Origin of the sequence: Corynebacterium sp. CNCTC7651, from assembly GCF_021496665.1 — a bacterium.
In the GTDB taxonomy this organism is placed as follows: Bacteria; Actinomycetota; Actinomycetes; order Mycobacteriales; family Mycobacteriaceae; genus Corynebacterium.
Genome location: NZ_CP071246.1, coordinates 1,901,641 through 1,914,417, shown reverse-complemented (window position 1 = coordinate 1,914,417; position 12,777 = coordinate 1,901,641). Strand labels below are relative to the sequence as shown.

Below are 12,777 nucleotides of genomic sequence, written 5' to 3'. Positions count from 1 at the left end.
GCGGGGGTCGGGTGTGGCGATAGGGGAGGCAAAACACCTTAAAACTGTCGCAACAAACCCTGGGAGTCATCATGCGTAAGTCGTCCACCGTTAAGCCGTCTACTGTCCTGTCCGCTGCTGTCCTTGCCGTCGCTCTGAGTTTGGGTGGGGTGGCTCAGCCGGCGGTGGGTGAGGTGGGCATCGTGAAGCAAGAAACTGCGCTAGAGCTAGCGCGGGAGGCGGCGGAGACTGCGGCTGGAGAGGCCTGGGCCAAGAAGGCGCAGGACGTAGAGCAGAAGCTCGTGAATGCGGCGGAGACTACGAAGCAGTCGGAAGGGGCGGGGCAGCTTCTGGCGCAGCACCAGCACAATCTGGTGCGCGAGGAGGCGGAAGCTTTGCTGAAGGATCTGTCAGCGTATGCGGCGAAGCGTCGGGAGACGGATCGGCAGATTCCGGAGTTAATCGCGCGGGACGATGCGACGCTGTCGGATGAGCAAGCCACTGATCTGGCTGGATGGGTGGAAGTAGTTAAGAGGGACCGTCTGCGTGCCGAGGAAGCGAGGAACTCGCTGCAGTACGCGATTTGGGTCGATCTGAGCGAAGGCAATCGGGCGATCATGGAAAAAGGACGGCAGCTTGCCGTGGCCATCGACCGCGGAGAGAAGGTGGAGCACAAGGAGGTGCAACACACGGCGGTCGCACTGAAGAAGTACGCCGATGACCGGTCTGCTGCGCTGAAGCGGTTTGAGGCAGTCATCGAGGACGGGACCGTCGCGCGCAGCGATAAGGAACTCGCGGAGATGAAGATATTTCGAGAGCAGGTTGCTGGGCAAAGTGTTGGAGCTTCAACCACGTATGAGAAGCTGCGCCGGTACCTGGACGATGAACCATCGGCAGGCGTTGGGGCGCCTGAGAGGAGCTCCCTGAGTACGCCGGCGGCGGTGGTCCTCGGCCTGGTGGCGGTGCTGGCCGTGGGTGGCGCGGTCGCTGCGGCGGCGTTCAATGTGCCTGCGCTGCGGGCGCTGTTGCCGGTCTAGGCGGGAGGTTGGTGGCGCGCTCTAAGGTGGAGCGCATGACGAGTACAGGCGAGCACACCAGCGGCGAGCACACCAGCGACACGGCCCCCAGCGGCGGGCGAAACCCGATGACCAACCTGCGCGTGGGCAGCGCGTTCGACGCGCACCAGATCCAGGCGGGCAAGGACTGCTGGATCGCGGGCATTCTGCACGAGGGCCAGGACGGGTGCGAGGGGCACTCGGACGGGGACGTGGTGAGCCACGCGATCGTGGATGCGGTGCTCAGTGCGTGCGGGCTGGGTGACTTGGGCAGCTTCGTGGGTGTTGGCCGGCCGGAGTACGACGGGGTGAAGGGCGTGCAGCTGCTCGGTGAGCTGCGGGAGCTGGTGGAGTCGAATGGGCACCAGGTGGTCAACGTGTCGGCGCAGCTCATCGCGCAGACGCCCAAGATGGGGCCGGTGCGGGAAGAATGCCAGCGGGTGCTCAGCCAGGCGCTGGGCGCGCCGGTGAGCATCAGCGCGACAACCACGGATCACATGGGTTTCACGGGCTCGGGTGAAGGTCGCGCGGCTATTGCAACGGCGCTGGTAGCGCTGGGTAACGGCGACCTCGGGACAGCACAGTAAGGTAAACGGCGTGACACAGAAGATTTTCGATACCGCCTCGCGGTCCCTGCGCGAATTCGAGCCGGTGCGCCCCGGGCACGTCTCCATGTACGTCTGCGGCGCAACGCCACAGTCCGCGCCGCACATCGGGCACCTGCGCAGCGGTGTTGCGTTCGATATCGTGCGCCGCTGGTTTATGGCCCAGGGGTATGACGTGGCGTTTGTCCGCAACGTCACGGACATCGACGACAAGATATTGACCAAAGCCGCCGACAACGGCCGCCCGTGGTGGGAGTGGGTGTCCACGTATGAGCGCGAGTTCACGCGCGCATACAACACGCTGGGCGTGCTGCCGCCGTCGGTGGAGCCGCGCGCGACCGGGCACGTGACGCAGATGGTCGAGTACATGCAGCGGCTCATCGACAATGGGTACGCCTATGCGGCGGGCGGGTCGGTGTACTTCGACGTCCCAGCGTGGGTTGCGGCAGGGGGCGACTATGGCTCCGTCTCCGGCAACCGCGTCGAGGAGATGGTGGCGGAGGATTCGGGCGCGCCGGGTCAGGGGAACGTCGAAAAGCGAAGCCCCCTGGACTTCGCCCTGTGGAAGGCGGCGAAGCCGGGCGAGCCGCACTGGCCCACGCCGTGGGGCGACGGGCGCCCGGGGTGGCACCTGGAGTGCTCCGCGATGAGTACGTGGTACTTGGGCGAGCGGTTTGACATCCACGGCGGCGGGCTTGACCTGCAGTTTCCGCACCACGAGAATGAGCAGGCGCAGTCCCACGCCGCGGGTGACGCGTTTGCGAATTTCTGGATGCACAACCACTGGGTCACCATGGCGGGCGAGAAAATGTCCAAGTCACTGGGCAATGTCCTCGCGCTGGACGCGATGCCGGTGCGCCCCGTGGAGCTGCGCTACTACCTCGGCTCCGCGCATTACCGCAGCGTGCTGGAGTATTCGCCGGAGGCGCTGCAGGAGGCCGCGGCCGGCTACCAGCGCATCGAGGAGTTTGTGAAGCGCGCCGGCTACCCGGAGCCCACCACGTGGACGGAGGGCTTCGCCGCCGCCATGGAGGATGATTTCGCGGTGCCGCGCGCGCTGGCAGAGATCCACAACGTGGTGCGCGAGGGCAATAAGGCTACTGACGACGAATCCAGGAAAGCGCTCGCAGCCCAGGTCAGGGCCATGGCGGCGGTGCTTGGTGTGGATCCGGGTGTGTGGGAAGCGCCCACAAGCAAGGAAGCCCAGGGCGCGCTGGACGTGCTGGTGGGGGCCGAGCTGGAGCGGCGCGCGCAGGCCCGGGCGAATAAGGATTGGGCCGAGGCGGACGCGGTGCGCGACCGGCTGGCGGCGGCGGGGATTGAGGTCACCGACACGCCCGACGGCCCGAAGTGGGAGATGAAATAATGGCAAAACCGTACGAACGCCCAGATAAGCAGAAGAAAAACAAGAAGGGCGCCACGAAGGGCTCCGGCGGGCAGCGCCGCCGCGGGCTGGAGGGCAAGGGCGCGACCCCGCGCGCGGAGGACCGCGTGTACCACGCCGCGCACAAGCGCAAGCTGGAGCGGCAGCGGCGCGACTCCGGCCGGCACGAGCGTGAGCAGGCGGATCTGGTGGTGGGGCGCAACCCTGTCGTGGAGTGCTTGCACGCGAAGGTGCCGGCTGAGGCGCTGTACGTTGCGCTGGGCACGGGTCACGACGATCGCCTGAGCGAAGCCGTCACCCTGGCCAACTCCAAGGGCATTCCGGTGCATGAGGTCCCGCGCCAGCAGCTGGATGACATGACGGGCAACGGCCTGCACCAGGGCGTGGGTCTGAAAATTCAGCCGTACAAGTACTCAGACGTGTTCGACCTGATTGCGGGTGTGAAGGACCGCGGCGAGACGGGCATGTTCGTGGTGCTGGATAACATCACGGACCCGCGCAACCTGGGCGCGGTGATTCGCTCCACGGCGGCGTTCGGCGGCCACGGCGTGATCATCCCGGAGCGCAGGTCCGCGCAGGTCACAGGCGTGGCGTGGCGCACCTCGGCGGGCACGGCGGCGCGGCTGCCGGTGTCCAAGGTGACCAACATTTCGCGCACCCTGAAGGAGTTCAAGGACAACGGCTACATGGTCGTGGGCTTGGATGCCGGCGGGGAGCACACGCTGGACACGTTCGACGGCGGCACGGATCCCGTGGTGATTGTCGTCGGCTCCGAGGGCAAGGGCATTTCCCGCCTGGTGCGCGAGAACTGCGACGTGATCATGTCCGTGCCCATGGCGGAGTGGGTCGAATCGTTGAACGCCTCCGTTGCGGCGGGCGTGGTGCTCAGCGAGTTTGCACGCCAGCGTCGCGCAGAAACTGAGTAAGCAGTTCCGCCCCGGTGACCTTGGTGGTGCCGGGGCCCAGGCGCGGGTCCAGCTCCTTGGCCACGGGGACCATGTGGCCGAAGTCGTGGATGGTGACTAGGCGGACGGGGTTCGCGCCCTGCCACGTGTCCACGGTGTAGCCGTCGTGCTCCTCTGTGTGGTGGTCGGTGCATGCGTTGAGCTTGGCAAACGTCTCCGCCGAGTCGCGCGCGGAGCGGGCCGTGCCACGGTTGTTGTTGCCGATACCGCTCTCCCCGCCCTCGTACGGCACCAGCGGGTCTGCCGTCCCCTGCACGCTGAGGATCGGTGTGGGCGTGTACTCGCCTTGGGGTTGGAGCAGGTTGTCGTCGGTAGGCAGCGGTGCCCCGAACAGGGCGACGGCGCGGAAGATGGGGGATTTTCGCTCTGGGGATGCGTCGAAAAGCATGCGAATCAGCATCTGGCCGCCGTTAGAGAAACCGCAGGCCACGGGGCACGGGTGCTGCTGGAGGAGGGCGGAGAGGAAGCCGACGTCGTCGATGCCCAAGGTGCGCGCGGATTCGGTGAAGCCCACGCGCATGTCGTTGAAGTGGCGGCCGATGCCGTCCGGGTAGATCACGCTGCCGAGTGCCTCGAACTGGCGGTCCGTGAAGTTGCGCGCAACGCTGCCGGATTGCCGAGAGCCGTGGAGGAAGAGGATGCTGGTGCCGGGCTCGGCGGTGGTGGCGGTGCTCTCGCCGGGTGCTTCGACCCACGTGCGCGTGCGGCCGCCGAACTCCATGCTGTGCTTCATCGGGCGGATACTATCGCTCTATGCCCTCGCTCGCCTCGATCGCCGCGGAGCTCGGCGTGTCCCGCACCACGGTGTCCAACGCGTACAACCATTCGGACCAACTGTCCGTGGAGCTTCGCGAGCGCATCCTCGCCGCCGCCGAACGCGCGGGCTACGCCGGGCCCGACCCCATGGCGCGCTCGCTGCGCACGCAACGCACCGGCGCCATCGGCGTGGTGCTCACGGAAGCGCTGGCGTTCGCGTTCGAGGACCGCGCGTCCGTCGACTTCCTCGCCGGCCTGTCCACCATCCCCGATTACTCGCTGACCATCATCCCCGACGGCGCCAGCGTGCACGACGCGATCGTGGACGGCATCGTCGCCTACTCCGTCGCCGCCACCGACCCGCAGCTGCTGGACGCGCGCGCCCGTGGCCTCCCGCTTGTGGTTTGCGATCAGCCCAAGGACTTCGGCGCGCCCTTCGTGGGCATCGACGACCGCTCCGCCATCAAACCCGCTGCGCAATTGCTTATCGACGCAGGCCACACCCACATCGCCATCCTTGCCAAGCGCATGTTCTCCCAGCCGTTCAACGGGTTTGTGGGTGTGGATGGTGGTGTTGGCGCGGGTGGTGGGCGCGGCGCGACAGCCCGGATCAGCACAGCCGACTTGGACGTGCAGCGCGAACGTGTCGAGGGCGCACTCGAGGTCTTTGCCGCGGCCGGGCTCACCGACATTCCGGTGGTTACCCGCCACCTTAACGACGTCGACGCCGCTGCCGACGGTGCTCGCGAACTCCTCGAGCGCTACCCGGACACCACCGCCATTTTGTGCACGACTGACTCTATGGCTCTGGGTGTTGTGCAAGCCTGCGGGGACCGGGTCGTGGGCGTCGGTGCTGCTCACGGCGCGATCTCGCTGGTCGGCTTTGATGGCATCGACGAGGCCCTCCACCGCGGTATCACCACCGTTGCCCAGCCGAACCGGCGAAAGGGAGAGGCAGCGGCTGGTCTGCTCCGCGCGATGATGGAGGGTGAGGCTCCCGAGACGGACCGGATCATCCTGGATACGGAGTTGGTTCTGGGCCGCACCGTCGCCCCGCCAGCGTAGGCGCCAAGCAGGGCGGCTGGAGCGCCGCCGAGTGGTGGAGGATTGTCACAATGGCCCGTCGAAAGCCTGCGTGGGGCCCTAGAGGCGCATGAGGCGGATGCTCGGTGGGTCGAGCTGAGGAGCGGCCGCATCGGGGACGGTGACTAAGAGGCGCTCGGTGTCGCTAAGTTCGCGGACCGAGAAGGTCGCGCCGGGCACAAGCAGGGACGCGAGCTGGTCGTGGGTGTAGCGGGCGCCGCCGATGCAGGTGTCGTCGGGGGCGGCGAGGTCGACAGAGGTGAGGGTCACCGTCGGCAAGTCGGTGGGCGAGGCGGAATCGCCCGAGGGTGCGTCCTCGCGCGAGAGTTGGCCACTGACCTGCGCGCACGGGGTGGTGCCCTCAAATTGATTGTCGTTGACCTGGACGTTTGCTTTGCCGGCGGCGTCGAGAGGCAGGTCGCCGGGCACGCCGGGGTTGGTGTAGACGGCCACGACCTGCCAGGTAGGGGGCTCGGCACTGCAAGCCGCCAACGAAGAGACAAGTGGCAGCGCGACAAGTAGCGCAGCGCCCGCGCGGCGCGAACGGCGCCCAGCTCTGCCAGCCGGCCCAGCCCCGGCAGCCGGCCCAGCCCCGGCAGCCGGCCCAGCCCCAGCCACGAACACCACCTACTCCTCGGTGGTGGTTGCCTTCTTGGCGGTCGTCTTCTTCGCGGCCTTCTTTGCCGTGGACTTCGTCGCCTTCTTAGTCGTCTTCTTCGTGGTCTTCTTGGCAGCCTTCTTCGTGGCCTTCTTGGCGGTGGACTTGGTTGCCTTCTTAGCGGTCTTCTTCGCCGCCTTCTTGGTCGTCTTCTTTGCCGGTGCTTCCGCTTCAGTGCCCTCGGAAGCGGCGGCAAGGTCTGCCTCGCGCTGCTCGTTGTAGCGCTTGTACACGAAGCCCTTCGGCTCCACGCCCAGCATGGACATCAGGGTCACGCCGTCGTGGAAGTCCTCGGCGTAGGTTGCCACGATCCGTCGCGCGCCGGAGGCCGTCTGCTCCTCCATCTCGACGATGGCGTCGTGGGCCGGGCGGGAGTCGGTGATCTTGGGTGGCACTTAGGGTTCCTCCTGGGTGGAAAATGTCCTGGGTGGAAAAATGAACGTCGAAAAGCAAGTTTAGCGCTTGCGGGTGCGGCGCAGCTGTTGGAAGGTGAACCTGCCCACGCGCTTGAGTGCGTGGTACGGCATGTAGAGCTGCGGGGCGCGGATGCGGCGGGCAACCCATTCGCCGAAGATCACGCCGCCGGCCAGCGCCATGCAGGTGGCAATGGCGGAGAAGATGTTGTTCATGCCCATCACCATCTGCTCATTCATCACGGCGTACATGCCGCGGTACACGCCGGAGCCGGGCAGGAACGGTGTCACGCCGGCCACGGCTGTGATCACGGGGCTGATTTCAAACCGGCGCGCAATCAAACCGCCGGCCAGGCCCACCACGGTCGCGCACGCGGCGGTGGCCATGAAGCGGTCGGTGCCAAACGGGATCAAAAACAGGTAGTAGATCGCGGAACCGGCCGCGGCGGTGATGAAGCTCAGAGCAATCGCGGCGCGCTCCGCAAAACACGTGATGGCGAATGCGGCCGCGGCCATGGCGCTGCCCAGCACGCGCCAGATCACGGAATCCAGGCTGGGTTTGCCGGGCATCGTCTCCACAGGCGGCAGGCCCACGCCCACCAGGTCGGAGAACCACAACCCCATGGCCACGCCGGCCACAATGCCGCCGGTGTTCAGCGCCGTGTTGAAGAAGCGGGCGGAGGCGGTGACGGGGGAGCCGGTTACGCCGTCCAGCAGCGATTGCACCAGGGTCAGGCCGGCCAGCAGGACCACGATGCCGGACGCGATCACCTGGCTCGGCACAATCGTGCGGCCGATGGAGGCGGAGAAGTCGTAGAAGATCGCCGCCGGAATCGTGGCCATAAATCCGCCCAGCACGCAGTGGTAGAAGTACGGCAGCGAGTTGCGCGACAGGATCTTGTTAAAGCCCATGATCAAAAACGCGGTCAGCCCGCCGATCAGGGACATTAGCCAGTCTCCGCCGAGCAGGATAGACACGGACGCCCCCATCAGCGCCCACCCGCCGAGGAAGCGGGCGTTGCGGTAGGGGATGGGGGAGGCGTCGATCTCGTCCAGGATCTGCTCCGCGCGCTCGGGGCGCACCTCGCCGCCCCGGATGGCGCGGATCAGGCGGTCCGCCTCCTGGAGCTTGTGGTAGTTCTCGCTCATCATGGTGACCACGCGGAACACCGTCACCGGCGTGCGCTTTTCCACGCCGATGATCGCGTTCATGGTGATCGTGTTCACCGTGATGTCCACGTGGCAGTAGTGCAGGCCGTAGGACGACGTCACCGTGCGGATCTGCGCAATCGCGTCGGAGCTCGTCGTGCCGTTGGCAATCAGGATCTCGCCGATGCGCGCGCCGATCTGCATCACGGCGGCGACCTGCGCCGGGTCCGTGAGATCCACCGGCGCGAGGACGGACGGAGGGGGAGACGTCCTGGCCTCATCAATCGTGGCCACGTTCTGCCGCGAGCTGTTGCGAATGGCGTCGCGCACTTTCCGGCCCCAGCTGCGCGAATCAGCCTGCTCTACGCGTTGCGTGTCCTCGACGTTGCTGCTCTCCACCCCACAAACCCTAACGATTGGCCGTGTTTCGCGCAGCTGGCGGGCTTGTGTAGGATTTTTAGGCATTGCTGGAGTGGCGCAATCGGTAGCGCAACGGTCTTGTAAACCGTAGGTTGCGAGTTCAAGTCTCGTCTCCAGCTCCAATTCTTGGTGGGGGTTGGGGCTTGCTTTTGCTTGACGACGGTTAAGGGGAACGTCGCAAAGCAAAATGCCCTGGAGTTGTACAGTGAGTGTTCAGGAAACGTCCAGCGGGGCGGTGTTGAATGAACGAGTTACCGCGTTGAGGAAGGGAGCAACAATGGCCGAAAACCAGGGCGTGAAGGTGCTGGTTGTTGATGATGAGCCGAACATTGTGGAGCTGTTGACGGTGAGTCTGAAGTTCCAGGGGTTCGAGGTGGAGAGCGCGAACTCCGGGCAGGACGCGCTGGATCTGGCGCGGACGTTTAAGCCGGAGGCGTACATCCTGGATGTGATGATGCCGGGGATGGACGGCTTTGAGTTGCTGGGCAAGCTGCGCGCCGAGGGGCTGGACGGCCCGGTGCTGTTCCTGACCGCGAAGGATGCGGTGGAGGATCGCATCCACGGCCTGACCATCGGCGCGGACGATTACGTGACCAAGCCGTTCAGCCTCGAAGAGGTGATTACCCGCCTGCGCGTGATTTTGCGCCGCGGCAACGTGACGGAGGACGCGGGCGAGGATTCGACGCTGCGCTACGCGGACCTGACGCTGAATGATGAGACGCACGAGGTGACCAAGGCGGGCAAGATCGTGGACCTGTCCCCGACGGAGTTCAACCTGCTGCGCTACCTCATGCTCAATGCGGAGGTTGTGGTGAGCAAGGCGAAGATCCTGGACAACGTCTGGCACTACGATTTTGGCGGGGACGGCAACGTGGTTGAGTCCTACATCTCCTACCTGCGCCGCAAGGTGGACCAGGGCGATCAGCAGCTCATCCACACCGTGCGCGGCGTGGGCTACGTGCTGCGCACGCCGCGCCAGTAACCGGCGGGCGTTAGGGCGTTTGGGGCGATAGGGCGTTTGGGGCGATAAGCAGAGTGCGGTACCCGATTTCGGCGCGGACCTACCGCGTCACCACGCCGCTGCAGAAGCGGCTGGTGGCGCTGGTGGTTGTGGTGTCCTCGCTGGCGATGATTCTGAGCTTCACCTTCGTCTACTTCCTCATGCAGCACATCCTCTACCAGCGCGCGGACGAGCAGCTGGAAGAGGGCCTTGAGACGTGGGTGGGCCAGACCGTGTGGCTGCCGGGCTTCGGCGCGCCGAGCGAGTTCTACCAGGGCATTCTGGTGCCCGGGCACGAGACCCCGTGGGCGCCGACGCCCTCGACCACACCGCCGGATTGGTCCCAGCTGAGGGGCTACGACAAGCCGCAGACCATCGGTTCCGTCCCGGAGAGCGACGTGAACCGGCAGTGGCGCGCCATGGCGCACCAGGAAGACAACGGCACCGTCAAGCTGGTGGCAAAGAAGCTGGATGCTGAACGACGCATGCTTACCGGCCTCGCCCTCACCGAGCTAGCCATTGGCGCGCTGGCCACCCTGGGCATTGTGGTGGTGGGGCGTGAACTGGTGCGCCGCTCCCTGGCGCCGCTGCGTGAGGTGGAGTCCACAGCCCTGGCGATTGCGTCCGGCGACCAGAACCGCCGCGTGCCCGCCTGGCCGCGCGATACGGAGGTGGGCAAGCTTTCCTACGCCGTGAACACCATGGTCACCCAGTTGCAGGACACGGCCCAGGAGGCGCAGAGCAAAGAGGAGCAGATGCGCCGTTTTGTGGGGGATGCGTCGCACGAGCTGCGCACGCCGCTGACCTCCATCCGCGGGTACGCGGAGCTCTACCGCTCCGGCATGGCGCCGGACGCGGACATGGTGCTGGGCAAAATCGAGCAGGAATCCGCCCGCATGCAGCTTCTGGTGGAGGACCTGTTGGCGCTGACCCGCGCCGAAGGCACCCGCCTGGAGAAGAAGCAGCTGGACATGCTGCAGCTCACTGCGGACGTGGCCAGCTCCGCGCGCGCCGCGTTCCCGGGCCGCGTGATCCATATCAACCACGACTGCACCCGCCCGCCCGTGGTGGAGGGGGACCCGGACCGCCTGCACCAGGTGCTGCTCAACCTGATCTCCAACGCCTTCAAGCACGCGGGCGAGGACGCGGAAGTGACCATCACGCTGCGCGACAACCTGGATCGCTTGTTCATTGACGTCGCGGACAACGGCGTGGGCATGAGCCCGGAGGACGCGGAGCACATCTTCGAGCGTTTCTACCGCGCGGACACCTCACGCCACCGCGCGGCCGGCGGCGGCTCCGGCCTGGGCTTGGCAATTACGAAGTCCCTGGTGGAGCAGCACGACGGCACGATCTCCGTCGTCTCCGCTCCGGGCGAGGGCTCCACGTTTACAATTTCGCTGCCACTGCCTGCTTAAGCGTCTCGGCGGCGGCGTCCATCTTCTCTGGATCCGTCTCGTCGTGCTTCATGGCGCTTGCCAGGTTGTAGCCGCTCATGTCATCCGCAGGGAAGACGTGGATGTGCGCGTGCGGCACCTCAAAGCCTGCGATGAGGTAGCCGGCGCGCTGGCAGTCGAACTCTTCCACAATCGCCTGGCCCACGGCCTGCGCCACCTCATTCATGTGCGCCCACAGCTCCGGCGCCAGGTCAGTCCACTTGTCCACTTCCTCCACCGGCACGATGAGCGTGTGGCCGTACGCCACCGGCTCAATGGTCAGAAACGCGGCGACGGTCTCGTCGCGGTACACGAAGCGGCCCGGGATCTCCCCGGCGATGATCTTGCTGAATACGGTGCTCATAGTCGCCGACGCTACCTGTAATCTCGGACCCATGCGCATCCTCGTCATCGGTTCGGGCGGCCGCGAACACGCCCTGCTCAAGGGCCTTAGCGGCCACACCCTCACGGTTGCCCCGGGTAACGCTGGGATGCACTCGCTTGCCGACGTTCACTCGTTAGACGTCAACGACCCCGCCGCCGTGGTTGCCCTGGCCCGCGAGGTTGAGGCGGAGTTTGTGGTCATCGGCCCGGAGATCCCGCTGGTGGCCGGCGCGGCGGACGCGCTGCGCGAGGCCGGCATCCATCCCCGTCTTCGGCCCGAGCCAGGCCGCCGCGCAGCTCGAGGGGTCCAAGGCGTTTGCCAAGGACGTGATGGCAGCGGCCGGCGTGCTCACCGCGGCGGCGACGCAGGTCGCCCCGGGCGGGGATATCGACGTCGCGCTCGACGAGTACGGCCCCACCTACGTGGTAAAGGACGACGGCCTGGCCGGCGGCAAGGGCGTGGTGGTCACCGCGGACCGCGCGGCCGCCAAAGCCCACGCGGAGGCCGTGCTGGCCTCCGGCAACCCCGTGCTTTTCGAGTCCTTCCTCGAAGGCCCCGAGGTCTCCCTCTTCTGCCTGGTCGACGGGGAAACCGTCGTCCCGCTCCTGCCCGCGCAGGACCACAAGCGCGCCTACGACAACGATGAGGGCCCCAACACCGGCGGCATGGGCGCCTACACGCCGCTGCCGTGGCTTCCGGAGGACGGCGTGCAGCGCATCGTCGCCGAAATCGCGGAACCCGTCGCCCGCGAGATGGTCGCCCGCGGCATCCCCTACCAGGGCCTTCTCTACGTCGGCGCGGCGTGGGGCCCGTCCGGCCCGGCCGTCGTGGAGTTCAACGCCCGCTTCGGCGACCCGGAGACGCAGCCCGTCCTCTCCCTCCTGGACGGGGACAAGGGGCCTTCGCTTTTCGACGCCCTCTTCGCCACCGCCACCGGCACCCTCGCCGAGCTTCCTCCGCTGGCGTGGAAGCCGGGCTTTGCTGCGACCGTGGTGCTGGCCGCCGACGGCTACCCGGCCGGCCCGAAGACCGGCGACGTAATCTCCGCGCCTGCCGAGCCGGGCGAGCCGGGCGCGCCTAGCGAAGCCGTTTCCCCCGCCCTGCTCGACGATCCCGCCCGCGTCCTCCACGCCGGAACCGCCCGCAACGACGATGGCGACTACGTCTCCGCCGGCGGCCGCGTGCTCAACGTGCTCGGCCACGGCGACACCCTCGAAGCCGCGGTAGCGAATGCGTACGCCACGATCGAGCAGATCGAGATGCCCGGGTCGTTCTACCGGAAGGACATCGCGCGTCCCGCGATTGAGGGCGCGATCGCTGTCGTGGCGGAGGAAGGGCAGGAAGAAGAACAGTAATCTTCTGTGGGATTGCGTACATAGTTGAATCCGCGCATTTATGTGTGAAGTCCACACATAATGCTGCGGAATCACATATATATCGCATCTCAAAAAACCAAGGTGTGTACCCGCCGGGGCTTGGGCGGGGAGTT

At 66.4% G+C, this 12,777-nt stretch carries 12 protein-coding genes, 1 tRNA gene and 1 pseudogene; 9 read left to right on the top strand and 5 right to left on the bottom strand.

All coding sequences use genetic code 11. From position 1 onward, the window contains the following. The first annotated feature begins 71 nt into the window (after positions 1–71). The 4 genes from JZY91_RS09265 to rlmB all read left to right on the top strand — a co-directional run bounded on the left by JZY91_RS09265 (position 72) and on the right by rlmB (position 3,949). Positions 72–1,016 (top strand): hypothetical protein, encoded by a 945-nt coding sequence (locus JZY91_RS09265; protein WP_234947599.1) that lies wholly within the window; start codon positions 72–74, stop codon positions 1,014–1,016. A 107-nt stretch (positions 1,017–1,123) separates the two neighbouring features. After that, positions 1,124–1,621 carry a 2-C-methyl-D-erythritol 2,4-cyclodiphosphate synthase gene (ispF, locus tag JZY91_RS09260; protein WP_234949115.1) on the top strand — a complete coding sequence of 166 codons (498 nt, stop codon included), beginning with the start codon at positions 1,124–1,126 and terminating at the stop codon, positions 1,619–1,621. 10 nt (positions 1,622–1,631) lie between these two features. Continuing rightward, positions 1,632–3,005: a cysteine--tRNA ligase gene (gene cysS / locus JZY91_RS09255; RefSeq protein WP_234947598.1), complete on the top strand. Its 1,374-nt coding sequence runs from the start codon at positions 1,632–1,634 to the stop codon at positions 3,003–3,005. Beyond that, entirely contained in the window at positions 3,005–3,949 is a 945-nt protein-coding gene (rlmB, locus tag JZY91_RS09250; RefSeq protein WP_234947597.1) for a 23S rRNA (guanosine(2251)-2'-O)-methyltransferase RlmB, read from the top strand. Before cysS ends, rlmB begins: the two co-directional genes overlap by 1 nt. Here rlmB and JZY91_RS09245 read toward each other — a convergent pair. After that, positions 3,909–4,721: a PHB depolymerase family esterase gene (locus tag JZY91_RS09245; RefSeq protein WP_234947596.1), complete on the bottom strand. Its 813-nt coding sequence runs from the start codon at positions 4,719–4,721 to the stop codon at positions 3,909–3,911. The two genes, rlmB and JZY91_RS09245, sit on opposite strands and share 41 nt — an antisense overlap. A 20-nt stretch (positions 4,722–4,741) precedes the next feature. Here JZY91_RS09245 and JZY91_RS09240 point away from each other — a divergent pair, with 20 nt between their 5' ends. Then, on the top strand, positions 4,742–5,809 hold the full coding sequence (locus JZY91_RS09240) for a LacI family DNA-binding transcriptional regulator (protein WP_234947595.1): 1,068 nt from the start codon (positions 4,742–4,744) through the stop codon (positions 5,807–5,809). 78 nt (positions 5,810–5,887) lie between these two features. Here JZY91_RS09240 and JZY91_RS09235 read toward each other — a convergent pair whose 3' ends face one another. The 3 genes from JZY91_RS09235 to JZY91_RS09225 form a co-directional block, all read right to left on the bottom strand. Further along, the gene (locus tag JZY91_RS09235) at positions 5,888–6,280 is read right to left on the bottom strand and encodes a hypothetical protein (protein ID WP_234947594.1); all 393 of its coding nucleotides are present in this window, start codon (positions 6,278–6,280) and stop codon (positions 5,888–5,890) included. Positions 6,281–6,454: 174 nt separating this feature from the next. Next, on the bottom strand, positions 6,455–6,880 hold the full coding sequence (locus JZY91_RS09230; RefSeq protein WP_234947593.1) for a histone: 426 nt from the start codon (positions 6,878–6,880) through the stop codon (positions 6,455–6,457). Positions 6,881–6,940: 60 nt separating this feature from the next. Further along, on the bottom strand, positions 6,941–8,446 hold the full coding sequence (locus JZY91_RS09225) for a threonine/serine exporter ThrE family protein (protein WP_234947592.1): 1,506 nt from the start codon (positions 8,444–8,446) through the stop codon (positions 6,941–6,943). 67 nt (positions 8,447–8,513) lie between these two features. Here JZY91_RS09225 and JZY91_RS09220 point away from each other — a divergent pair. The 3 genes from JZY91_RS09220 (at position 8,514) to JZY91_RS09210 (ending at position 10,885) form a co-directional block, all read left to right on the top strand. After that, positions 8,514–8,589: transfer RNA gene (locus tag JZY91_RS09220), tRNA-Thr, on the top strand. 155 nt (positions 8,590–8,744) lie between these two features. Further along, positions 8,745–9,449, top strand: coding sequence for a response regulator transcription factor (locus JZY91_RS09215; RefSeq protein ID WP_234947591.1), 705 nt, complete (start codon positions 8,745–8,747; stop codon positions 9,447–9,449). 53 nt (positions 9,450–9,502) lie between these two features. After that, positions 9,503–10,885 carry a cell wall metabolism sensor histidine kinase WalK gene (locus tag JZY91_RS09210; RefSeq protein ID WP_234947590.1) on the top strand — a complete coding sequence of 461 codons (1,383 nt, stop codon included), beginning with the start codon at positions 9,503–9,505 and terminating at the stop codon, positions 10,883–10,885. On the opposite strand, the gene JZY91_RS09205 is transcribed toward JZY91_RS09210, so the two are convergent. Then, on the bottom strand, positions 10,857–11,267 hold the full coding sequence (locus JZY91_RS09205) for an HIT family protein (RefSeq protein ID WP_234947589.1): 411 nt from the start codon (positions 11,265–11,267) through the stop codon (positions 10,857–10,859). The genes JZY91_RS09210 and JZY91_RS09205 overlap by 29 nt on opposite strands. A 31-nt stretch (positions 11,268–11,298) precedes the next feature. Here JZY91_RS09205 and purD point away from each other — a divergent pair. Further along, positions 11,299–12,643, top strand: a pseudogene (gene purD / locus JZY91_RS09200) (phosphoribosylamine--glycine ligase). Positions 12,644–12,777: the final 134 nt, after the last annotated feature.